At 67.0% G+C, this 22,369-nt stretch carries 19 protein-coding genes, 1 tRNA gene and 1 pseudogene; 12 read left to right on the plus strand and 9 right to left on the minus strand.

Going from position 1 to position 22,369, the window contains the following annotated elements; all coding sequences use genetic code 11:
• From QN345_RS05440 to QN345_RS05450, 3 genes are all read right to left on the minus strand, one after another.
• Positions 1–631 (minus strand): hypothetical protein (locus QN345_RS05440; protein WP_323508487.1); only part of this gene is annotated, 631 nt, incomplete at its 3' end.
• A gap of 83 nt (positions 632–714) precedes the next feature.
• Positions 715–1,581, minus strand: a complete 867-nt coding sequence (locus QN345_RS05445) for a DUF4097 family beta strand repeat-containing protein (RefSeq protein WP_166787272.1) — start codon at positions 1,579–1,581, stop codon at positions 715–717.
• 57 nt (positions 1,582–1,638) lie between these two features.
• A complete protein-coding gene (locus tag QN345_RS05450) occupies positions 1,639–3,609 on the minus strand; it encodes an amino acid transporter (RefSeq protein ID WP_416173106.1) in 1,971 nt (656 codons plus the stop codon).
• A gap of 193 nt (positions 3,610–3,802) precedes the next feature.
• Here QN345_RS05450 and QN345_RS05455 point away from each other — a divergent pair, with 193 nt between their 5' ends.
• Positions 3,803–4,165 (plus strand): hypothetical protein, encoded by a 363-nt coding sequence (locus tag QN345_RS05455; protein WP_134446583.1) that lies wholly within the window; start codon positions 3,803–3,805, stop codon positions 4,163–4,165.
• 11 nt (positions 4,166–4,176) lie between these two features.
• Here the strand turns inward: QN345_RS05455 and QN345_RS05460 are convergent, their stop codons facing one another.
• The 3 genes from QN345_RS05460 to arfB form a co-directional block, all read right to left on the minus strand.
• Entirely contained in the window at positions 4,177–5,577 is a 1,401-nt protein-coding gene (locus tag QN345_RS05460; RefSeq protein ID WP_134446582.1) for an MFS transporter, read from the minus strand.
• Positions 5,578–5,814: 237 nt separating this feature from the next.
• Positions 5,815–6,288 (minus strand): GNAT family N-acetyltransferase, encoded by a 474-nt coding sequence (locus QN345_RS05465; protein ID WP_134446581.1) that lies wholly within the window; start codon positions 6,286–6,288, stop codon positions 5,815–5,817.
• A gap of 34 nt (positions 6,289–6,322) precedes the next feature.
• A complete protein-coding gene (arfB, locus tag QN345_RS05470; protein WP_134561116.1) occupies positions 6,323–6,745 on the minus strand; it encodes an alternative ribosome rescue aminoacyl-tRNA hydrolase ArfB in 423 nt (140 codons plus the stop codon).
• Between the two features lie 208 nt (positions 6,746–6,953).
• On the opposite strand from arfB, the gene QN345_RS05475 reads away from it, so the two are divergent.
• The 7 genes from QN345_RS05475 (at position 6,954) to QN345_RS05505 (ending at position 15,817) form a co-directional block, all read left to right on the plus strand.
• Positions 6,954–9,425 (plus strand): GH36-type glycosyl hydrolase domain-containing protein, encoded by a 2,472-nt coding sequence (locus tag QN345_RS05475; protein WP_322140812.1) that lies wholly within the window; start codon positions 6,954–6,956, stop codon positions 9,423–9,425.
• A gap of 135 nt (positions 9,426–9,560) precedes the next feature.
• Positions 9,561–10,499, plus strand: coding sequence for a heavy metal-binding domain-containing protein (locus tag QN345_RS05480; RefSeq protein WP_322135823.1), 939 nt, complete (start codon positions 9,561–9,563; stop codon positions 10,497–10,499).
• Positions 10,500–10,539: 40 nt separating this feature from the next.
• Complete coding sequence (locus tag QN345_RS05485) at positions 10,540–11,364, plus strand: heavy metal-binding domain-containing protein (protein ID WP_134561113.1); 825 nt, start codon at positions 10,540–10,542, stop codon at positions 11,362–11,364.
• Positions 11,361–12,182: a hypothetical protein gene (locus QN345_RS05490; RefSeq protein ID WP_134446576.1), complete on the plus strand. Its 822-nt coding sequence runs from the start codon at positions 11,361–11,363 to the stop codon at positions 12,180–12,182. The genes QN345_RS05485 and QN345_RS05490 overlap by 4 nt, the downstream gene beginning before the upstream one ends.
• Positions 12,183–12,226: 44 nt before the next feature.
• Complete coding sequence (locus QN345_RS05495; protein WP_322140811.1) at positions 12,227–13,606, plus strand: FAD-binding oxidoreductase; 1,380 nt, start codon at positions 12,227–12,229, stop codon at positions 13,604–13,606.
• The gene (locus QN345_RS05500; RefSeq protein ID WP_322135826.1) at positions 13,603–14,940 is read left to right on the plus strand and encodes a class I SAM-dependent methyltransferase; all 1,338 of its coding nucleotides are present in this window, start codon (positions 13,603–13,605) and stop codon (positions 14,938–14,940) included. The genes QN345_RS05495 and QN345_RS05500 overlap by 4 nt, the downstream gene beginning before the upstream one ends.
• Positions 14,941–14,986: 46 nt before the next feature.
• Positions 14,987–15,817 carry a DUF1206 domain-containing protein gene (locus tag QN345_RS05505; protein WP_174774644.1) on the plus strand — a complete coding sequence of 277 codons (831 nt, stop codon included), beginning with the start codon at positions 14,987–14,989 and terminating at the stop codon, positions 15,815–15,817.
• A 25-nt stretch (positions 15,818–15,842) separates the two neighbouring features.
• On the opposite strand, the gene QN345_RS05510 is transcribed toward QN345_RS05505, so the two are convergent.
• Complete coding sequence (locus tag QN345_RS05510; protein ID WP_241987330.1) at positions 15,843–16,613, minus strand: phosphatase PAP2 family protein; 771 nt, start codon at positions 16,611–16,613, stop codon at positions 15,843–15,845.
• On the minus strand, positions 16,610–17,149 hold the full coding sequence (locus QN345_RS05515) for a phosphatase PAP2 family protein (RefSeq protein WP_323508488.1): 540 nt from the start codon (positions 17,147–17,149) through the stop codon (positions 16,610–16,612). The genes QN345_RS05510 and QN345_RS05515 overlap by 4 nt, the downstream gene beginning before the upstream one ends.
• A 409-nt stretch (positions 17,150–17,558) precedes the next feature.
• Between QN345_RS05515 and cls the strand changes: the two genes are divergently transcribed.
• Entirely contained in the window at positions 17,559–18,968 is a 1,410-nt protein-coding gene (gene cls, locus QN345_RS05520; RefSeq protein WP_322189836.1) for a cardiolipin synthase, read from the plus strand.
• A 260-nt stretch (positions 18,969–19,228) separates the two neighbouring features.
• On the opposite strand, the gene QN345_RS05525 is transcribed toward cls, so the two are convergent.
• A tRNA-Leu gene (locus QN345_RS05525) sits at positions 19,229–19,311 on the minus strand.
• 149 nt (positions 19,312–19,460) lie between these two features.
• Between QN345_RS05525 and QN345_RS05530 the strand changes: the two genes are divergently transcribed.
• The 3 genes and pseudogenes from QN345_RS05530 to QN345_RS05540 form a co-directional block, all read left to right on the plus strand.
• Positions 19,461–20,786: a M20/M25/M40 family metallo-hydrolase gene (locus QN345_RS05530; RefSeq protein WP_134446572.1), complete on the plus strand. Its 1,326-nt coding sequence runs from the start codon at positions 19,461–19,463 to the stop codon at positions 20,784–20,786.
• A gap of 14 nt (positions 20,787–20,800) precedes the next feature.
• Entirely contained in the window at positions 20,801–21,655 is an 855-nt protein-coding gene (locus tag QN345_RS05535; protein WP_134446571.1) for an undecaprenyl-diphosphate phosphatase, read from the plus strand.
• Between the two features lie 10 nt (positions 21,656–21,665).
• Positions 21,666–22,369, plus strand: a pseudogene (locus tag QN345_RS05540) (cysteine--1-D-myo-inosityl 2-amino-2-deoxy-alpha-D-glucopyranoside ligase); the annotation flags it as partial.

Genomic DNA, 22,369 nt, shown 5'->3' on the forward strand with positions numbered 1-22,369 from the left:
GGGCGCGATCGGCGCCGTGGTCTTTGTCGAGGGTGACGGATTCGATGTCCGTCGAGATGATCGTGGGATCGATCCGGAACGGCACAGCACCCGACGCGTCCGGGGAGACCCGGTCACCGAAGCGGACCCCGAGCCCGAGGCCCGTGAGGATCGCGAATGAGGCCTCGTTGAAGTCGGCAGCGGCCGCCGCGTAGTCGGAGTCTGCGGCATCCGTGCGTTGTTCGACCGAGACCATGGCCTGCTTGGTCTCATCGAAGAACATGGTGTCGGCGAAACGGTCGTGCACGAGCGAACGGATCGCGTCGACGGCGGCCGCAGGCAGTGCGACGCTCGGGTCGACGACAACGTCGCCCATTCCCGCTGCGGTGATCGGGAACCAGACGGCGCCCTTCTCGCAGACACCGTACATGCGCATGGTCTCCGGGAGGCCGGCCGCGAGGAGGGGCGTAATGACCTGCTCGCGAATGAAGAGCGCCGACCGGCCGGTGATGAAGGCGATCGGCACGTTCGCGGCCGCGAGCGTGATCAGGTCGGCGATGATGCTGTCGCGCCGGATCGTTCGGGTGACCGGACTGGCGATCGGCCCGTCGACGTCGAGGAGGAGGCCGAGGGGAGGGAGGCTGTCTGGCATGGCTCCATTGTTTCATGGGCCGCTCGGTGCATGGCCCGCCCGGTGCACGGCCCGCCCGGTGCGAGGCCGCCCGTCGACGGGCGTCAGCCGGTCGTGACGCGCACATCACCGTTGGTGGTCTGGGCGATGATCGTGCGCCGTGCGGAGGGATCGCTCGGGACGGAGCCTGTGTCGACGTTCCCGTTCGTCGTCCGCGCGTCGACGAGGTAGGAGAGTCCGGCTGCCGGCATGCGCACCGTGATCGAACCGTTGGTGCTGCGGGCCTCGACGGCCTCAGGGGCATCCCGGAAATCGACCTCGACGGCTCCGTTCGTGGTCGTGGCGACCACGCGGCGGGAACCGGCATCGCGCACCCTGATCGCGCCGTTGGTGGTGTGGACCTCCACCCGGCCGAGCGTACCCGTCGTCTCGACGGCTCCGTTCGTGGTCGTCAGCCTCAGCGCGCCGGTGAGTGCCGACGCCTCGATCTGCCCGTTCACCCCGTCCGCGGTGAGGGAGAGTGCAGCAGGGAGGGCCACCGTCATGTTCAGGGAGCAGAAGCCGAGCCACTGGCTCGGGCACCCGCCGGTGACCTCGGTCACGCCGTTCGCCGTTGTGATCGCCAGCGTCGGCGTGGCGCCGAGCGAACTGCCGTCTGCCCGCACGTGCACCTGCGAATCGGGGCTGGGTTCGAAGCGGATGGCGGAGTTCGGAACCCGGACAGCCACGCTCGACCCGGCCTCGGCATCCGCTGCGAGATGGACGGGCGTGCCGACCGCGCCGCCGGTCAGAAGAAGGATGAGCAGTGCGGCCCCGGCCAGGATGACGACGCCGAGCACAACGACGGCGACGATGAGGCCTGCCCGCCCTCCGCGGCGCCGATCCGGCTGCGGGGGCACGGCCGGCTGGGGTGGCACCGGCGTTCGGGGCTGGACCGGTGGACGTTCCGGCGGCATTGCGCTCGCGTTCATGCAGCAGACCATACCCGTGTCCTGCCCTCCCGGTACGGAGCGAGGCCTGGGCAGCGGTCAGCTGACGTGCACCGCCGGACGTCGCTTGACGTCGCGCTCGGCGACGCGGAGCACCTCGCGGGTCACCGGGGCGACCTCGCCGTTTCCGAAGAACAGGAACCTGGCCATGTTGGAGATCGGGCTGCCCTCTGTCCACTCGAAGTAGATCGTGGGGACGATGCCGGTCACGTCGCGAATTTCGAGGAGCACGGAAGCCAGGGTGTTGGGGATGTTGCCGCTGTAGACCTCGAGGACCCGGTAGCCGTGCTTGACGACGCCGCGAACGAGGAGGTCCTCCTCGAACTCGGAGGAGTCGGTGCCGTGCACCTCGAGGAAGATGGTCTGCGAGTCGCGGGGAATGTGCGAGTACCGGCGCTCGTCGCGGTCCTTGTGCCGGTACTCGTGTTCGCTGCCGTCGTCCGGTTCGTTCGCGATGACCCGGACTGCGCCGTCGGCGGCATCCGCTTTCACGAAAGCGAGGGCCCTCTCGTCGAGGGCCACGGATGTCGCCCGAAGCTGGAAGGACCGGCGTACCCGGGAGATCAGCGAGATGAGCAGGATCCCGGCGATGAACAGCCCGGCGATGCGCAGGCCGTCCGGGCGTTCGATGACGTTGAGGACGGTCGTGTACGCGAAGACGAGGGAAATGGCTCCGAAGCCGATCGTCCGCTTGCGCTGGCCCTGCCTGCGGGCGGATAGGGTCACAGCGGCGGACGCCGACGTGATCAGCACGAGAACGCCTGTCGCGTATGCGCCGCCCTGGGCGTCGACGCTGGCCTGGAAGACGACGGTGATGATGAACGCGATCGCGGTGAAGACGAGAACGAGCGGCCGCACGGCGCGAGCCCACTGCGGTGCCATGCCGTAGCGCGGCAGGTACCGGGGCACGAGGTTGAGGAGTCCGGCCATGGCGGACGCCCCGGCGAACCAGAGGATGCAGATCGTGCTGACGTCGTACACGGTTCCGAACACCGGGCCGAGGAACTCGTGTGCGAGGTACGCGAGCGCGCGCCCATTGGCCTGCCCGCCCGGCTGGAATTCGGCCTGGGGGATCAGGAACGTCGTCATGAAGCTCGTCAGGATCAGGAAGCCGCTCATGATCACGGCGGCCGTCGTCAGCAGGCGGCCGGCGCCGCGGATGCGCCCTGCGGGATGCTCGGGTGTGTCCGTCGGGTCGCCGGTGATCTGCGGCATCACGGCGACGCCGGTCTCGAAGCCGGAGAGGCCGAGGGCGAGCTTCGGGAAGACGATGAGGGCGATCCCGACCATGATCAGCGGATCACCGTGCTGGGCGTTGAGCGCGCTCCACCAGTCGGTGATCATCACCGGCCGGCTCGCGATCTGCGCCAGGGAGACGAACACGACCACGAGGTTGAGCGCGAGGTAGATGCCGACGAGCACGACGGCGATGCCGATCGCTTCCTTGAAACCCTTGAGGAACACGATCGCGAGGAGCGAGATCAGGGCGAGGGTGATGCCGATCTCGTTGCCGTGGAACCATTCGGGGGCGAAGGGATTCTCGATGGCGTGTGCCGTGGCATCCGCCGCGGAGAGGGTGATCGTGATCATGAAGTCGGTGGCCGCAAAGCCGAGCAGGGCCAGGACGAAGAGCTTGCCCGCCCACCAGGGCAGGAGGTGTTCGAGCATGTGGATGGACCCGGAGCCGTTGAAGCTCTCGCGGGCGACCCTGCGATACACGGGGAGCGCGCCGAGCAGGGTCAGCAGGACGAGGACGATCGTTGCAAAGGGGGAGAGCAGGCCGGCCGCGAGCGCGGCGATGGCCGGCTGGTAGCCGAGCGTGGAGAAGTAGTCGACGCCGGTGAGGCACATGACGCGCCACCAGCTGTGCGTCTTCTCCGCTGTGCGGGCGTGCGGACCCTGGTGCGGGCGCTCACTGTCCTGAAGGAGCCAGTGCGAAAGACGGTCCCGCCGGGTGGTGACGGGTCGGGGAACCGCGGTGGAGCCGGCCTCCGTCGAGGAGTGAGGCATACGAGGGGCCCTTACTGGTCTGGAGGTCGCGTAGTGCAGGGATCAGCCTACGCGCACGAAAGGCCTGCTGGCACGTTCCTCAGCACCGAATTGACGCCGGATACCGCGGTGGTGTCGGGGATGTCGTCCGGGGTACCGTCCCGGGTGATGTCGGCGGACCAGACCCGGCCGGCGGCGATTATCCTTGAACACGATGATTACGAGACGAATGGCCGCCTTGCGACTGGATATTCCGCTCGAGATGGCGCAGCGACACGACCTTCCCTCGCGCCTGACCGAAGCGGAACTGGCCGAGATTGAGAACAACCCGCCGGACTGGCTGGTGCAGTCGCGGGCCAACCGCACGGGCAAGAAACCGGTCTGGGTCGAGCTCCGCTGCGACGTCTGCGGTTTCTCGGAGGCGGCCCGCCCGAAGAAGTGGTGGCCGGCCTTCACGTACCTCACGTGTGACGACCATGGCGCAGACGAACTGCCGGAGCCTGCCGCCGGTCTCAGCCGTACAGAGGTCGACGGTGTCGGCACCCGCTTCATCGGAATCGTCGACGAGACCCCCTGACCGGATCGGCCTCAGGCCCGGGCGCGCCGGGGCATCGACACCGCGGCGACCACGGTCAGCGCGGCGGTGATGGCGACCGCGACGAAGACGGCGACGGATGCCGCCTGAACGCTCGCGGCATCCCGCACGCCCGATGCCGACGAGCCGATGATCCCGTTCGCCACTGCGCCGAAGATCGCGACACCGACGGCACTGCCGATGGACCGGGAGAACAGGTTCGCGCCGGTCACGACACCGCGCTCGTCCCATTCGACGCTCGACTGCGCCGCGATGAGCGTGGGTGTCGCGACGAGGCCGAGGCCGAGGCCCACGACGAAGCAGCTCAGCGCGGTCACCACCACCATCGGAGTGCCGGCCGTCCCCGCAAGGAGCAGGGCGCCGAACAGGACGATGGACACGCCGATCAGCGCTGTGTTCCGGAAGCCGATCCTGAGGTAGAACCGGCCGGACAGCGCCGCGGAGATGGGCCAGCCGACCGTGAGGGCGGCGAGAGCGAGTCCGGCGACGAGCGGCGGCGTGCCGAGCACGCCTTCGAGGTAGGTCGGAACGAAGGAGGTCAGCCCGATCAGGATCGCGCCGACGCCGACCGAGATCAACGCGGTACTGAGCAGCAGGCGCCTGCTGAACGCCCAGAGCGGCAGCACCGGTTCTGCGGCACGACGCTCCGCCAACCCGAACAGGACGAGGAGCACGGCCCCGGTCGCGAAGGCCGCGATGCTCGGCACGGAATCCCAGGCCCAGGCCTGACCACCCTCGAGGACCGCGAGGATCAGAAGAGTGAGTGCCGTCGTCAGGAGGACGGCGCCGAGGTAGTCGACGCGGTGCCGGCGGGCCGTCACGGTCTCGTGGAAGGTGCGTTGCAGCATCCAGGCAGCGATGAGGCACAGCGGGATGTTCACGAAGAAGATCCAGCGCCAGGACAGGAACTGCGAGAAGATCCCGCCGAGGCTCGGTCCCACCACCGAGGAGATCGCCCAGACGCTTGCGAGGTAGCCCTGCACCTTGGCCCGTTCGACGACGGTGTAGATGTCCCCGGCGATCGTGATCGCCATCGGCTGCACGGCGCCGGCGCCGAGGCCCTGGATCGCCCGGAATGCGATCAGCGCAGGCATGCTCCAGGCCAGGCCGCAGAGCACGGACCCGAGAAGGAACAGTCCGATGCCGATCATCACGATCGGTTTCCGGCCGAGCGTGTCCGAGAGTTTCGCGTAGACCGGCACGGAGACGGCCTGCGCGAGCAGGTAGATCGAGAACAGCCACGGAAACTGGGCGAATCCGCCGAGGTCGCCGACGATCGTCGGCACCGCTGTGGCGAGGATCGTCGCGTCGATCGCCACGAGCCCCGTCGTCAGCATCAGGGCGATCAGGATCGGGCCGCGCGCGGATCGGAAACCTACTTCAGTCGTGCTCATGCGGCCTCCGTCGTCATTTCGGTACGAGGGATGTAATCGGCGCCGACGGTTCCGCATTCCCATTCCAGAATAAGAAGTCCGAGCCGAGGCAAAAGAGAAGGCCCCCGGACGAATCCGGGGGCCTTCCTGCACTGTCTCAACCAGCGCTCGTCCGTTCGCTGAAGTTATCAGCGACCGGAAGTCTGGACCGAGTCTAGTCGACGTCCGGGACCGGGCCGGTGAAGCGGATGCGCGGGCTCAGGCGCGCCGCAACGCTGCGCCGTCGAGACGGTACGTCGTCCAGCCGTCGAGGGGCCGGGCGGCGAGAGACTCGTAGAAGCCGATCGCGGGCGCGTTCCAGTCGAGGACATCCCATTCCAGGCGCGCGTACCCGCGCTCGACGCACAGTGCCGCGAGGCTGGTGAGGAGTGCGGTTCCATACCCGCCGCCCCGGTGGGCCGGCCGTACGTACAGGTCCTCGAGATGGATGCCGTGCACGCCCTCCCAGGTCGAGAAGGTCAGGAACCACACGGCCATCCCGGCCAGGGTACCGGCCTCCTCGCCGTCGATGACGAACGCGTGGACCGCGGGCTCGTCGCCGAAGAGGGCGGCGAGGAATCCCTCCTCCGTCGCCGCGACCGCGTCGGGTTCGCGTTCGTATTCGGCGAGTTCGACGACCAGCCGAAGGATCTCGGGAACATCGGCGGGCACGGCGGGACGGATCGGCTTCATCCGACCAGCGTACGGGACCTCCCGCTGGCCGGCGCTAGTCCTCCGACGGCCTCCGGCGCTGCTGTTTCGTCGCCGAACGCTGTTCCTTGGCCGCGAGGCGCCGACGGTTCGAACCCCTGGTCGGTTTGGTCGCCCGGCGGCGAGCGGCATCCGGGGCCAGGGCCGCGGACACGAGTTCGGCGAGCTTGGCCAGGGCGATCTCGCGGTTCCGGAGCTGGGAGCGCTGCTCCGACGCTGCGACCGTGATCACCCCGCCGACGAGTCGCCGGTCGAGTCGCGCCAGGAGCCTTGCCCGCTGGTCGTCGGACAGGGACGGCGACAGGGCGACGCTCCAGGACAGTTCGACGCGGCTATCCGAGGTGTTCACGTGCTGCCCGCCAGGCCCCGGCGACCGCGAGAACCGCCAGCCGAGTTCCGATGCGGGAATCGTGAGCGCGGGTGACACCTCCAGATCCATGGTCCCAGCGTGCCACAGCAGAGTGGAGCCGGCGGGGTATGCATCCGGTGGGCGTGCGGTGTGGCACCCCGGGGTCTACCTTTGCTAGGGTAGCCGTGGGCGCCAATGAGAGCGCTCTCACACAGGTTTGGGTCTGGTGCATCGATGGATTCCGATATTTTCGGATCCCGTCGCTATCCGGTCCTCCGCATATCGCAAAGGTGCACACATGAGGTTCGGTCATTTCGACGACGAGGCCAGGGAATACGTGATCGAGACCCCGCTCACGCCATACCCGTGGATCAACTACCTGGGCAGCGAAGATTTCTTTTCCCTGATTTCTCACACGGCCGGCGGGTACACGTTCTATAAGGACGCGAAGATGCGTCGCCTGACGCGGTATCGCTACAACGACATTCCCACCGACTCCGGCGGACGATATTTCTTCATCAACGACGGCGGCGACGTCTGGACGCCGAGCTGGCTGCCGATGAAGAAGGACCTCGACTTCTTCGAGACCCGCCACGGCATGGGGTACACCCGGATCACCGGCGAGCGCGGCGGCCTGCGCGTCTCCACCCTGTACTTCGTACCCCTCGGCGAGACGGCCGAGGTGCAGAAGGTGACGATCACCAACACCTCGGACCACGTCAAGACCTTCTCCCTCTTCTCGTACCTCGAGTTCTGCCTCTGGAACGCCCAGGACGACCAGACCAACTACCAGCGCAACCTCTCCCTCGCCGAGGTCGAGGTCGAGGGCAGCACGATCTACCACAAGACCGAATACCGCGAGCGTCGCGACCACTACGCCGTGTACTCGGTGAACGCCGAGATCGCCGGGTTCGACACCGACAGGGAGACCTTCGTCGGGCTCTATGAGACCCTGGCCGAGGCGAAGGTCCCGAACGCCGGCACGGCGCAGAACTCGATGGCGTCCGGCTGGTACCCGATCGGTTCGCACCAGGTCGACTCGACCCTGCAGCCCGGCGAGACCCGCGAGCTCGTGTTCGTCGTCGGCTATGTCGAGAACACGGAGGAGAACGGCCAGGGCAAGTGGGCCGACGATGCCAAGCAGGTCATCAACAAGACACGGGCGCACGAACTTCTCGCCCGGCTCGACACGACCGAGAAGGCGGATGCCGCGTTCGAGGCCCTGGGGGAGTACTGGACCACCCTGCTCTCCGCGTACACCGTGACCTCGCCGGACGACAAGCTCAACCGGATGGTCAACATCTGGAACCAGTACCAGTGCATGGTCACATTCAACATGTCCCGCTCGGCCTCCTACTTCGAGACCGGAATCGGGCGCGGGATGGGCTTCCGAGACTCGACCCAGGACCTGCTCGGCTTCGTACACCTGATCCCCGACCGCGCCCGCGAACGCATCCTCGACATCGCCGCCACCCAGCTTCCGGACGGCTCGGCCTACCACCAGTACCAGCCGCTCACCAAGCGCGGCAACAACGAGCTCGGGAGCGGCTTCAACGACGACCCGGCCTGGCTGATCATCGGGGTGGATGCCTACCTCAAGGAGACCGGGGACTTCAGCATCCTCGACGAGGTCGTGCCGTTCGACAACAACGACGCGCTCGCGCAGACGCTCTACACCCACCTCACGCGCTCCTTCGAGTTCACCCTCAACAACCTCGGCCCGCACGGCCTGCCCCTGATCGGGCGCGCCGACTGGAACGACTGCCTGAACCTGAACTGCTTCTCGACGACGCCGGGCGAGTCTTTCCAGACCACGGAGAACCAGGCAGGCGGCGTCGCGGAGTCGACATTCATCGCGGCCCAGTTCGTGCTCGCTGCCGGACAGTACGCGACCATCGCCGAGCGCGGCGGCGACACCCAGCAGGCCGACCGCGCCCGCAAGGCCGCTGCGACCATGAGCCAGGTGCTGCTCTCCGACGGCTGGGACGGCGAGTGGTTCCTGCGCGCTTACGACTTCTACGGCAACAAGGTCGGCACCCACGAAGACACCGAGGGCCAGATCTGGATCGAGCCGCAGGGCTTCGCGGTCCTCGCCGGCGTCGGCGTCGAGCACAACGCGGACGGAACCCCGTCCGCTACAAGCCCCGCGTTCCGAGCCCTCGACTCCGTGGACCGCCTGCTCGGCTCCGCACACGGACTCGTACTGCAATACCCGGCGTACAAGAGCTACCGCATCGAACTCGGCGAGGTCTCGACGTACCCGCCGGGCTACAAGGAGAACGGCGGAATCTTCTGCCACAACAACCCGTGGGTCATCATCGGCGAGACGGTTCTCGGCCGCGGCGCCAAGGCCTTCGACCACTACCGCAAGATCACGCCGGCCTACCGTGAGGAGATCTCCGAGGTGCACCGCCTCGAACCGTACGTGTACGCGCAGATGATCGCCGGCAAGGAGGCCTCCCGGCACGGCGAGGCCAAGAACTCCTGGCTCACCGGCACAGCCGCGTGGAACTTCGTGACGGTCTCCCAGTACCTCCTGGGCGTGCGCACCGACTACGACGGCCTCGTCGTCGACCCGCAGCTCGGACCGGACGTCGCTGAATTCACCGTCACTCGCCGGGCCCGCGGTGCGACCTACGTCATCACCGTTGCCAACTCGGGCAGGGAGGGGTCGCGCGCGAGCCTCGAGGTCGACGGAGTGGCCATCCAAGGCCGCACCGTGCCGTACGCCCCTGACGGCGCCGTCGTGCAGGTGCGCGCCACCCTGTAGTCACCCCGGCCGGCATTCGCCCGGTGCGCCCGAGAGAGTCTCCGGCGCACCGGGCGTTCTGCGTCACCGGGAAATAAACCGTGTCCGACCGCGGAAGTGCCTGGCTATCCGGGTCCGGGGTGCTTATATGAGCACGTGGATCAATGGACGGGGGGACTGCCGCCTGCTGCGCATGCCCGCATCGCTGGACAAAAGGCCAGTCGAACAGCGGGGTCGCTGCTCTCGGTCGCCGCGGCGGCGAGCATCCAGAGCGTCGGGCTGACCGCCGTCGGCGAAGTCTTCGGCTGCGCCGTCATGAACCTCGGGTGGAAGGGCAGCGGTTGTGCCTGGTGGACGTCGGGGGCGAAGATGGGGAGATCGTCGATAGGCCAGGTTTCGCCCGTGACGACCTCAGGCGGCGGGTCCACCTGGGGCAGCTTCGCCCCCTACGTCGGCGCATACGAACGCGGCTGGTATGGCGCACTCAAGCGGATGCGCGTCGAAGCGCAGGCACTCGGGGCGCACGGAGTCGTTGACATTCGCATCCGTCGCACCCGCGTCGAGGGCACGGCCTGGGAATTCAGCGCCCTCGGTACGGCCGTGCGCTCCACGGATTCCTCTCTCGTGCCTTCTCCCGGATCCGCGGCCGACCCCTGGTACACCAACCTGAGCGGAGAAGACTGCGCCGCGGCTCTCCTGGCCGGATATCTCCCGCACAGTGTCGTGCTCGGGATGTCCGTGTCGACGAAGCATGAGGATTGGCAGCTTCAGCAGCAGCGCACCAGTTGGATCAACGGCGAAGTGACCGGGATGACCAGGCTGGTCCAGGCGGCGCGGCGCGAAGCCAGGGAGCGGCTCGCGCGCCGGGTCACGCACACGGGTGCGGCAGATCTCGTCGTGACCGACACCACGCTGTCCGAGTTCGACACCGCGTGCGGCGGCTCGGATGCGCGAGACCTGCACGCCGAATTCGTCGTCGTCGGCACCACCCTGGTGGCGTTGCCGCGCGCGCGGAACCGGTCGGCCGTTCCTCCGCCCCTGACCGTGATGCCCCTGCGCGATTCCCCGCAACGCCCACGAACGCCTGAACGATGATCTCCCCAGCACCCACGACGAGCGAACGGACGACCACCCCATGACGGACCCATTCTCCGGCGTCTCCCTCTCGGCGAGCGCCCGGGCGCGCCTGGCCGACGGCAAGAAGCATCTGTTCACGTCCGACCTGTCCGTCAACGAGTTCCTCCTGGTGCGGCAAGCCGGATTCCGCCCGGTGGGACTCGTGCTCGGTTCGAGCGTCTACCACGTCGGGATCCAGACGCGACGCTGGGGCCAGAACATGGAGCTCGACAAGCTCAGTGCCGCGATGTACCACGCTCGGGAACTCGCGATGACGCGCATGGAGGCGGAGGCCGACGCCCTGGGCGCAGACGGCATCGTGGGCGTTCGGCTCGAGATCGAGTTCAAGGACTACGGCAACAACCTTGCCGAATTCGTGGCCATCGGAACAGCCGTCGTGGCAGACCACGCCCCGGCGAGCGGTACCTGGCGCAACAACAAGGGTCTTCCGTTCACCTCGGACCTCTCCGGCCAGGACTTCTGGACCCTGATCCAGTCGGGCTACGCACCGCTCGGCCTCGTGATGGGAACCTGCGTCTATCACATCGCCCACCGGGGAACGATAGCCGCCCTCAGCAGCCTGGGAGCGAACGTCGAGATCACCCAATTCACGGAGGCGCTGTACGACGCTCGCGAACTGGCCATGGGGAGAATGCAGACGGAGGCCGAAACCCTCGCGGCTGACGGCATCGTCGGAGTGCAACTCCTGTCGCTGCCGCACCGGTGGGGCGGGCACACCACGGAATTCTTCGCGATCGGAAGCGCGGTCCGCGAACTGCGCGAGGATCACGTCATCGCCACTCCGAGCCTCGTGCTTCCCCTGACGGACGGTGGCCGCTGGTGACCCTCGAGCAAGCCACGGCCGACCCCCAGGCGTTTCTGGCCGGCCTCGCCGACGGAGCCATACGTGCGCTGTCCGCACCGGTGGCCGCGAGTGTCCTGACGGTGGAACGGAACCGCTCGCTGGCAGACCGCCTGGCCGGCAAGCCCGGGTCCATCCGTGAGATTCGACTTGGGGCGAACAGTGAGACCCTGACCCTCACTCACCTCGCGGGACCCCGGTTCCTCGCCCAGGCCCAGAAGGTTTCCGGCGGCGTCGTGATCTCACGGCGGACCCTGACCCTCGGCGAATGGCTCAGCGTCTTCGCCGGCCGTATCGCCGCCGTGGCGGGGGATGCCGCGGGCGAGGCTTCCGCGGCGGCGCACGCACTCCACACCCTCGGCATCGAGTCGACAGGGTCGGACGTACGGGTTGCCGATGCGACCCTCGACGTCGATCTGAGAAGCCTTCCGGCGCGGGTGGAGTCCCGTCTCCCGCCGGAAGCCGTGACGGCCGTCCGTCGGATCACCGGGCTGCTGCTGGAGACACTGCCGAGGCTGGCGGGCAACCTGGAAGCCGAGATGACGGCCAGGCGAACGGCGACCTCGTATCTCCCCGAGACTCTGCGCACGTATCTTGCGCTCCCTGCCGAGTGGGCGCACAATCACGTCTTCGCCGACGGCACCACGCCTGACACGGCACTGGCCGCTCAGTTGACCGTTCTCGAGACGGCCGTCACCGAGATGTACGACGCGGCCGTCCGTGATGATGCCGAAGGTCTCCTGATCAACGGCCGGTTCCTCTCCGCTCGTTTCGCCAGGTCCAGTCTCGATCTCTCGTAACGGCGATGCGTGCGGGCTGGGCGATCGAGGACTAGCTTGGGTGGGTGTCCACTCCCTCGATCGACGCACACACCATTCACGCCGCCGGCGTCGAGCGGCTGCTCGCGAGCTATCGGGCGGTCCCGCCGACGGCCTCCGTCCGGCTCGCGAAGCACACCTCGAACCTGTTCCGGTCACGCGCGAAGTCGGACGCCCCGGGCCTCGACACGTCGGGATTGACGGGCGTCATCGCGGTCGATACCGAAGCGCGGACGGCCGACGTGGCCGGCATGTGCACCTATGAGGACCTCCTCGCCGCGACCTTGCCGCTCGGGTTGGCTCCGCTCGTGGTCCCACAGCTGAAGACGATCACCCTCGGCGGTGCGGTCACGGGCCTCGGCATCGAATCGACGTCCTTCCGCAACGGCCTTCCGCACGAGTCGGTGCTGGAGCTGGACATCCTCACCGGAACGGGCGACGTCATCACGGCGTCGCCGGCTGAGCACGAGGACCTCTTCCGCGCTTTCCCGAACTCCTACGGCACGCTCGGGTACGCGGTGCGCCTGCGCATTGAGCTGGAGCAGGTTGACCCCTTCGTCGAGATCCGGCACCTGCGGTTCCACTCGCTCCCCGCCCTCGTCGCGGCGATGGGCCGCATCGTCGCGACCGGTGACCTGGACGGCGACCGCGTCGACTACCTCGACGGCGTGGTGTTCAGCGCCGACGAAGGCTACCTCTGCGTGGGCGCCCAGACCGCCGCGTCCGGCCCGGTGAGCGATTACACCGGGCAGAAGATCTACTACCGGTCCATCCAGCACGACGCCGGCACCACGGTCGACCGGCTCACGATCCACGACTACCTGTGGCGGTGGGACACGGACTGGTTCTGGTGCTCGGCGGCATTCGGCGCACAGCGTCCGCTCGTCCGCAGGCTCTGGCCCCGAACGCTTCGGCGCAGCAGCTTCTACGGGAAGCTGATGCGCTACGAACAGCGATTCCAGATTGGGGATCGCCTCGAGTGGCTGCGGAATCGTCCACGCCGGGAACGAGTCGTGCAGGACGTCGAGATACCGATCGAGCGCTGTGCGGAGTTCCTGGAGTGGTTTCTGGCCACTGTGCCGATCGAACCGATCTGGCTCTGCCCGCTGCGGCTGCGTGACGACGGCGGCTGGCCGCTGTACCCGATCCGGCCGCGACAGACGTATGTCAACGTCGGGTTCTGGTCGACGGTGCCGGTGGGGTCGACCGAGGGGGAGACGAACCGTCGGATCGAGGATGCGGTCGGCGAGTTCGACGGGCACAAGTCGCTGTACTCGGACTCGTACTACTCTCCGGAGAAGTTCGACGGACTCTATGGCGGAGACGTCTATCGGAGCGTCAAGGACCGATACGACCCCGATTCGCGTCTCCTCGATCTCTACGCAAAGGCGGTGTTACGACGATGACCACGTTCCAGCAACGAACGCCGGAAGAGGCGGATCAGGCAGGGCGACCTGAACCAGAGGGCAAGCTCGCCCTGGCCGGGATCCTCGAGATCCTGGCCGGCGGTCGGCTCCCGCTTCGGTTCACCGCCTACGACGGGAGTTCGGCCGGCCCGCGAGACGCACCCCTCGGGCTGGAGCTGAGAACGCCGCGGGGCACGACCTACCTGGCGACCGGCCGCGGCGACCTGGGCCTGGCCCGCGCCTACATCGCCGGTGACCTCGAGATCCACGGGGTGCACCCCGGCGACCCGTACGAGCTCCTCAGAGCGCTCACCGGCGACCTGGTCTTCACGCTGCCGTCGCCCCGGGTGATGGCCACCATCATCCGCTCGATCGGAGTCGGCCACCTGCGCCCGATCAAACCGCCGGAACTGGAAGCACCGCCGCGCTGGCGCCGGATCGCCGGGGGACTACGGCACAGCAAGAGCAGGGACGCCGAGGCGATCCACCACCACTACGACGTGTCGAACACCTTCTACGAGTGGGTGCTCGGGCCGTCGATGACCTACACGTGCGCGTGCTACCCGCGCCCGGACGCCTCCCTCGACGAGGCTCAGGAGAACAAGTACCGGCTGGTGTTCGAGAAGCTGCGGCTGAAGCCGGGCGACCGGCTGCTCGACGTCGGCTGCGGCTGGGGCGGCATGGTGCGTTACGCGGCCCGCCGCGGCGTGAGGGCCACCGGAGTGACCCTGTCGGAACAGCAGGCCGGCTGGGCGCAGCGTGCGATCGCCGAGGAAGGCCTCGCCGGTCTGGCCGAAGTCCGGTTCGGCGACTACCGCGACATCGCCGAGACCGGCTTCGACGCCGTGTCGTCGATCGGGCTGCTCGAGCACATCGGCGTGCGCAACTATCCCGCGTACTTCGAGTTCCTGCAGTCCCGCCTGCGCCAGGGCGGGCTCCTGCTCAACCACTGCATCACCCGCCCGGACAACCATTCCGAAGCGTCCACCCGCGGGTTCATCGACCGGTATGTCTTCCCCGACGGCGAGCTCACCGGCTCCGGCCGCATCATCAGCGCCGCACAGGACACCGGCCTGGAGGTGCTTCACGAGGAGAACCTGCGGCAGCACTACGCCCTGACCCTGCGCGACTGGTGCACCAACCTCGTCGAGCACTGGGATGAGGCCGTCGCCGAGGTCGGACTGCAGACCGCGAAGGTCTGGGGCCTGTACATGGCCGGCTCACGGCTCGCGTTCGAGACGGGGGGAATCCAGCTGCACCAGGTCCTTGCGGTGAAGCCGTCGGACGGGGATGGCCTCGGGAGCCTGCCCCTGCGGCCCTGGTGGACTCCCTGATTCGTTGGGGAAGTTCGTTAGGGAAGAAGGATAGTCCGGACCACCGATGTCGTCCTATGCTGAGGCCGTGATCAGTAACTCAGCGGCCAGCGTTGCCAGCACAGCAAAGAACAGCCGCACTTTGCAGATGCTTGCCCGCCTGGGCTTCGCCGTCAACGGCTTGTTGCACATCCTCATCGCCGCGATAGCCATCGCCATCGCGGTTGGTGCCGGAAGCGGTAGTGCAGATCAGTCCGGTGCTCTCGGGCAGCTCGCGACGAGCCCGGGCGGAGTATTCGTTCTGTGGGTTGTGGTCGCGGGACTGGCTGCCCTCGGGCTCTGGCTGCTTTTGGGAGCGTTCCTGATGCGCGGCGCAGACCCCAAACGTCAGTGGTCCCGGCGCGTCACTGAAGTCGGCAAGGCGGTTGTCTACTTCCTTCTTGCGGGGACCGCTTTCACCTTTGCGCAGGGGGGAGCGACGAGTTCCGCCGGCAGTACCCGTGATGCCAGCGCATCGCTTCTTGCGGCGCCAGGAGGCGTGATCGTCCTCCTGGCCGGGGGTCTTCTCGTGCTGGCCATCGGGGTCTACTTCGTGCGCAAGGGTGCGTTGCAGAAGTTCACGGCAGATATCTCGGTGCCGAGCGGGTCGGCTGGAAAGTTTGTCCTCGCTTTGGGAATCGTCGGCTACGTCGCCAAGGGAATCGTGTTGGCCGTCGTGGCGGTCCTCATCGTGGTTGCGGCCATCACCGTGGACCCGAGCCAGTCGACCGGCCTGGACGGGGCGCTGAGGTCCCTCGTCGCTCTTCCGTACGGCGGGCCTATCTTGTCTGCTCTTGGTGCGGGTCTGATCGCCTATGGGCTGTACTGCTTCGTCAGGGCCTGGCGCGCCCGGCTCTGACATCTGAGGTTCACGCGGGTTCAGGTCATTCCGCAGAGTGCGGGATCGTGATCTGGAGCTCCCCGGAAGCCCGAAGGCTTCGCCACGTGTCGTAGGCGATCACGCTGCCCAGAATGACCAGAGAAAGTGATACGGATGCCATGACATCCGTTGCCCAGTGGTAGCCCAAATAAACGCGACTGACCGCCGCGGCGACGATGCACAGGAGCGCGAAGCCGAAGCCTGCCATTGCTCCACGGATGCTTCGACGACGTGAGAACACGAGGTACGCGGTCAACAGCACGAAGTCTGATGCGCCCAGGACGTGTCCGGACGGGAAGGAGAAGGAGGGATCGGGGCCGAAGAGCATGAGATCGGTCGGCGGTCGATGGCGGTCCACCGCATGTCCGATCACCTGCCCCAAGAGGACTCCGACCAACATGGCCGATGCCAGGATGAGTGGACGTCGGCCGTGCTTACCTATGATGCCCCAGACCACGCACACGACGAGAAGAAGGATGGGAAGTGCGACGGGCCCGAAAACGATCGCCAGTCCGATCATGATCGCGGTCAGGGTTGGCGAGCGCATACCGAAGAGCCAGTCCTGCACAGGCGCGTCCACCACGGTGAGTCCGTTGTGCTGCAGGACGGAGGCGAGGATTGCCGTGAAACAGACGACGCCGAAGCCGACCAGAACAATCGACGTCACATAGAATCGCCGGCGAGAGGCGGGCTCCAGCACGCGTTCCTCTGCGATGAATCTGGTGCGCATGCCGTGCAGGGAAGGCCGCTGGCCGTTGGTGCGGGGAGGATTCACGGGGCAATTCCTTTCGCTGATCGTGACCTGCGTTCCTTGGCGAGCGCGCGTTCACCGTCGAGCTTGGCGGCGAGCGGCGCCCACGTGACAATCGCGACGCCGATTCCGAGCAGCAGGGCGCCCAGGGTATCGGTGAGCCAGTGTGCACCGAGATAGGTGCGACTGATCATCATGAGGGCCGTGTAAACGGTCCCGGCGACCACAACCCAGATCCGTGGCAGGAGAATCGCAATGACTGCGGCCATCGTCGCGGCATTCGCAACGTGGCCAGATGGGAAAGATCCGAAATCGAGGTTCGTCAGGAAATTTTCCGGGCGTGCGCGCCCGAAGAATTGTTTCAGGAGTTGGACGGCTGCTCCGGTGACGATGGTCGCGACCAGGTAGTAAGCCGCCGCCCAGGGACGTCGTGCCACAAGCAGCGCGACGGCGACGAGGGCCGGCACGACGAGGGTCGCCACCACGCCTCCTCCGAGGAAGTCCATCGTCAGTGCAAGGACCTGCCAGAGGGGTTCGCGATTCTCAACCAGTTCCCGCATCCATTCCACATCGATGGGCAACGGCAGCCCATGATCACGCGTTGCGATCAGAGCGCCCAGCGCACACGCCAGGGCGACGGCTGCGAGGCCACTGATCAGCGGCCACCGGCGGGAGACGCGGCGTGCACCCGACGTTGCCGCACGTTCAGGACGCGCGCCGGGCGCTGCATCCGAGCGTTCGGTTGAACTACCGGCCATGACTCCAGCCAAAGGATCGTTTGATGGGCACCGACCGGTCACCATGCTCATGCGGTGATCGTGGGTGAAGGCGAGCTTACCTCCCGGGGTACCGGCGGCCCAACTAAGGTGGGGACACGTGAATCCGCGCGGCCGCACGTCAGATCGGACTTCCAGAGTGAACCTGCGAAAACTGCCCAAGGCCCTGCCGATCGCGGTCCTCTTCCTCGAGATGGCCATCCGCGTCGGGGCGGTCATCAGGATTCCGCCGAACCGCCGTCCCACGGCGGCGATGGCCTGGCTGATGGCGATCTTCATTGCGCCGATCCCGGGAGCGGTGCTCTTCAGCCTCTTCGGCAGCAGCAGGCTCCCGAGGGCACGGCGCGAGAAGCAACAGGACATCAACGACTACATCCTCGGTACGACCGCCGGCCTCGACCAGGTCTCCAAGACGGAGACCTGGCCCCAATGGTTCGAATCCGTCGTCGAACTGAACCACACGTTGGGCGCCATGCCGCTCGTCGGCGGAAACGACGCTGTGCTTCTGCCCGACTACGAGGAGTCGATCGCCGCGATGACCGAGGAAGTGATGCGGGCCGAACGGTACGTGCACGTGGAGTTCTACATTCTCAGCCGAGACCGGACGACGATGCCGTTTTTCGACGCCCTCCTCGCAGCCCATGAACGGGGTGTGATCGTCAGGGTTCTGTACGACCACATCTCGACGATCCGGAGCCCGCAGGGCCGGGCGACCCGCCGTTGGCTGAGGAACGTCGGCATCGATTCCCACGAAATGCTCCCCTTCCATCCTTTCAGAACGCAATGGCGGCGCCCGGACCTGCGAAACCACCGCAAGGTGCTCGTGATCGACGGAATCGTCGGATTCATGGGCTCGCAGAACATGGTCGACCCCAGCTACAACACCAGGGGAAACATCAAACGGAACCTGCGGTGGAAGGATCTGATGGTGCGACTGGAAGGCCCCGTCGTCGCGGGCGTCAACGCGATCTTCATCACCGACTGGTACTCCGAGACGGAAGATCTCCTCACCCGTGAGGCAGACCCGATCTATTCCGTGACCACCGAGGACACCCTCGACTGCCAGGTCGTTCCGAGTGGGCCCGGGTTCGAAGGCGAGAACAACCTGCGGGTCTTCAACGCCCTGCTCTACTCGGCCCAGGAACGACTCGTCATCGCCAGCCCCTACTTCGTCCCCGACGACTCCATGCTCTACGCGATCACGACGGCCGCGGAACGGGGAGTAACGGTGCACCTGTACGCCTGCGAAGTCGCCGACCAGGCCCTCGTATGCCACGCACAACGCTCGTACTACGAGACCCTGTTGCGGGCGGGAGTGCGCATCTTCCTGTACGAGAAACCGGTCGTCCTGCATGCCAAGCATTTCACCGTCGACGATGAAGTCGCGGTGATCGGGTCGAGCAATATGGACATGCGCTCGTTCAGCCTCAACTTCGAAATCTCGCTGCTGGTCCGGGGGAGACGTTTCGTCGACGCGCTGCGCAGGATTCAGGACGACTACCGGAGCCACTCCCGGGAGGTTCTGCTCGACGAGTGGCTGCAACGTCCGCTTGGCACGCAGGTCCTGGACAACCTCAGCAGGCTCACTGCCACCGTCCAATGACCGCCGCATGGCGCGACCATTCCCGTTCCCGGGGCACAGCGGGTGGGCAGGCACGTCAGCCGTTCTTCAGGACTCGGGCGGCACGATCAGGAACGTATCGGAACGAATCCTTGGGCCACTGTCAGCAAACTGCAGGCTGCACATATCGCAAGGAGCGCTGAGTATCCGATCCGGGCAAAGAAATAGGCCGGACATCCGTTGGATGTCTCGACCTATTTCTTCTCACAGCGAAGAACCTGGACTACCGGATCTTCATTCTGTGCCCGAGGGGGGACTTGAACCCCCACGCCCATAAGGGCACTAGCACCTCAAGCTAGCGCGTCTGCCATTCCGCCACCCGGGCTGGTGCTGGCCAGCCGGTGACCGGCTGACGAGTCAATAATCTAGCACGGATTTCGAGGCCTTCCCGCACAACCCGACCGCACACCCGCACATGACAGTCCGTGAACCCCCGGGACAGCTCCCCGCAGCGACAACCGATAGCGTGAAGTCATGGCTTCCTGGGCAGACGACACCGATCCGGCAACACCCCTCGATCTGACCGCGGAACTCGCCCGCGACCTGATCCGGTTCGACACCACGAACTACGGCGAGGGCCGTTCCAACGGTGAAACGGATGCCGCGGAGTACGTCGCCGAGCACCTCAGGGGCCTCGGCCTCGCGCCGGAGCTCTTCGACTCGGAGCCGGGGCGCACGAGTGTCGTCGTGCGCGTGCCCGGCCGGAACCGCGACGCGGGCGCCCTGGTCGTGCACGGCCACCTCGACGTCGTCCCCGCCGACCCGGAGACCTGGTCGGTCGACCCCTTCGCCGGTGTCATCAAGGACGGCCTGCTCTGGGGCCGGGGTGCCGTCGACATGAAGAACATGGATGCGATGATCCTCGCGGCACTGGGCGACATCCTCGGCGCGGGCGAGGCACCGGCCCGTGACCTCATCGTGGCGTTCTTCGCCGACGAAGAGGCCGGGGGAGTGCTCGGCTCGCACTACCTCGTCGACACCCGCCCGGAGCTCTTCGCAGGCGCCACCGAGGCGATCAGCGAGGTCGGCGGGTACTCGATCACGCTCGGCGGCCAGCGCGCCTACCTGCTGCAGACGGGGGAGAAGGCCCTGATCTGGATCAAGCTCGTCGCCCGCGGCGACGCCGCCCACGGCTCGAGGCTCATCCGGAACAACGCCGTCACCAAGCTCGCAACGGCCGTCGCGGCGATCGGCCGCCGGGAGTGGCCGATCCGGCTGACCGACACCACGACCCAGCTGCTCGCCGAGATCGCCCGGATCCTCGACGTCGATCCGCAGCGCGTCGGCCCGGACGAACTCGCGCTCGCGACGGGAACAGCGTCCGGGTTCATCCAGGCCAGCCTCCGCACCACGACCAACCCGACGCTGCTCAAGGCCGGGTACAAGCACAACGTGATCCCCGACCTCGCCGAGGCGCTCATCGACATCCGCACTCTGCCCGGCGAGGAGGACGCGGTGCTCGCCGAAGTTGCGAGCCTCGTCGGCCCGGACATCGAGATCGTCGTGATGCACCGCGACATCGGCCTAGAGACCGACTTCGGCGGCCCGCTCGTCGACGCCGTGGTCGGCAGCCTGCACCGGCACGACCCGGGCGCCCCCGTGCTTCCCTATCTCCTGTCAGCGGGCACCGACAACAAAGCCCTGTCCAAGCTTGGAATCCGCGGGTACGGGTTCGCCCCGCTGCGCCTTCCGGCTGAGCTGGACTTCCCCGGAATGTTCCACGGGGTCGACGAGCGGGTTCCGCTCGACGCGCTAGTCTTTGGCAGGCGGGTCCTTACCGACCTGTTGTCGACCTACTAGCAAAGCGAGCTCCGGTGAACTTCCTCAACGCCATCATCCTGGGACTCGTGCAGGGTCTGACCGAGTTCCTCCCGGTTTCGTCCAGCGCCCACATCCGCATCGTCGGCGAACTCCTCGGCATGGGCGGGGACCCGGGCGCCCGGTTCACCGCGATCATCCAGATCGGCACGGAGGCGGCCGTCGTGCTGTTCTTCTGGCGGGACATCTCGCGCATCGTGACGCACTGGGTCAAGTCCCTGTTCGGCAAGATCCCGCGCAGTGATCCCGACGCGCGGATGGGCTGGCTCATCATCTTCGGATCGCTCCCGATCATCGTGCTCGGCCTGGTCTTCCAGAACCAGATCGAGTCCACCCTCCGCAACCTGTGGATCACGGCGACCGTGCTCATCGTCTTCGGCGTGCTGCTCGGTGTCGCCGATGCGGTCGGGGCCCACCGGCGCCGCCTGAAGGACATCACGGTCACGCACGGCGTCATCTACGGCTTCGCCCAGGCGCTCGCGCTGATCCCTGGCGTCTCCCGTTCCGGCGGAACGATTACGGCCGGTCTGTTCATGGGCTACGAGCGCCGCGCCGCCGCCCGTTACGCATTCCTCCTCGCCATCCCGGCTGTGCTCGGCAGCGGCTTCTACGAGATGTACAAGGCCATCGCGCACCCCTGCCTCGAGGGCGCCACCAACTGCACCCCGGAGATCTTCGGCCCGGCCGAGACCGCGGTCGCGACCGTCGTCGCCTTCGTCGTCGCCTTGTTCGTCATCGGATTCTTCATGAACTACATCTCCAAGCGCAGCTTCCTGCCCTTCGTCATCTACCGCATCGTGCTCGGCTTCGCTCTGATGGCCCTGCTCGCGACCAACACCATCGCGGCTTAGGGGCCCTGGAATGCGCGCCTGGCGACACCCCGACATCCCCGTCCTCCCCGGAAACTCCGAAGCACCGCACCTGTACGACACGGCGACGGAAGCACTCGTGCTCGCGGAACCGGTCGACGTCGCCCGGCTCTACGTCTGCGGGATCACGCCGTATGACGCGACGCATATCGGCCACGCGAACACCTACCTCGCCTTCGACACCCTCCAGCGGGTGTGGCTCGATGCCGGCTACCGCGTGCACTACGCACAGAACGTGACGGATGTCGACGACCCGCTCCTGGAGCGGGCGACGGCCACCGGCGTCGACTGGCGCGACCTCGCTGCGTCCCAGGTCGACCTGTTCCGCACGGACATGGAAGCCCTCGGCATCATCCCTCCGGACAACTACGTCGCCGTGACCGAGGTCATCGAAGAGGTCGCCGACGCGGTCGCCCAGCTCTGGGACGACGGCCTCGCATACGCCGTTGCCGTCGATGCCGCCGAGCTCTCGGACACCGCAGGTCCGGCGGAGGCTGCGGGCTCCGACATCTACTTCGATATCGCCGCCGCAGAGCGGGTGGCGCCCTGGCAGCTCGGCGACGAGAGCAACCTCGACCGCGAGCAGATGCTGACCCTGTTCGCCCAGCGTGGCGGCGACCCCGACCGCGAAGGAAAGCGCGACGCCCTCGACCCGCTGCTCTGGCGTGCCGCCCGGGTGGGCGAACCGGCCTGGGA

Source organism: Cryobacterium sp. 10I1 (genome assembly GCF_035019805.1).
Lineage (GTDB): Bacteria > Actinomycetota > Actinomycetes > Actinomycetales > Microbacteriaceae > Cryobacterium > Cryobacterium glucosi.

Excerpts from the sequence above, each read along its gene's own strand:
- QN345_RS05445 (WP_166787272.1), bottom strand. The coding sequence starts at position 1,581 with ATGAACGCGAGCGCAATGCCGCCGGAACGTCCACCGGTCCAGCCCCGA.
- QN345_RS05450 (WP_416173106.1), bottom strand. The coding sequence starts at position 3,609 with ATGCCTCACTCCTCGACGGAGGCCGGCTCCACCGCGGTTCCCCGACCC.
- QN345_RS05455 (WP_134446583.1), top strand. The coding sequence starts at position 3,803 with ATGATTACGAGACGAATGGCCGCCTTGCGACTGGATATTCCGCTCGAG.
- QN345_RS05460 (WP_134446582.1), bottom strand. The coding sequence starts at position 5,577 with ATGAGCACGACTGAAGTAGGTTTCCGATCCGCGCGCGGCCCGATCCTG.
- QN345_RS05465 (WP_134446581.1), bottom strand. The coding sequence starts at position 6,288 with ATGAAGCCGATCCGTCCCGCCGTGCCCGCCGATGTTCCCGAGATCCTT.
- arfB (WP_134561116.1), bottom strand. The coding sequence starts at position 6,745 with ATGGATCTGGAGGTGTCACCCGCGCTCACGATTCCCGCATCGGAACTC.
- QN345_RS05475 (WP_322140812.1), top strand. The coding sequence starts at position 6,954 with ATGAGGTTCGGTCATTTCGACGACGAGGCCAGGGAATACGTGATCGAG.
- QN345_RS05485 (WP_134561113.1), top strand. The coding sequence starts at position 10,540 with ATGACGGACCCATTCTCCGGCGTCTCCCTCTCGGCGAGCGCCCGGGCG.
- QN345_RS05500 (WP_322135826.1), top strand. The coding sequence starts at position 13,603 with ATGACCACGTTCCAGCAACGAACGCCGGAAGAGGCGGATCAGGCAGGG.
- QN345_RS05505 (WP_174774644.1), top strand. The coding sequence starts at position 14,987 with ATGTCGTCCTATGCTGAGGCCGTGATCAGTAACTCAGCGGCCAGCGTT.
- QN345_RS05515 (WP_323508488.1), bottom strand. The coding sequence starts at position 17,149 with ATGCGGGAACTGGTTGAGAATCGCGAACCCCTCTGGCAGGTCCTTGCA.
- cls (WP_322189836.1), top strand. The coding sequence starts at position 17,559 with ATGGCCATCCGCGTCGGGGCGGTCATCAGGATTCCGCCGAACCGCCGT.
- QN345_RS05530 (WP_134446572.1), top strand. The coding sequence starts at position 19,461 with ATGGCTTCCTGGGCAGACGACACCGATCCGGCAACACCCCTCGATCTG.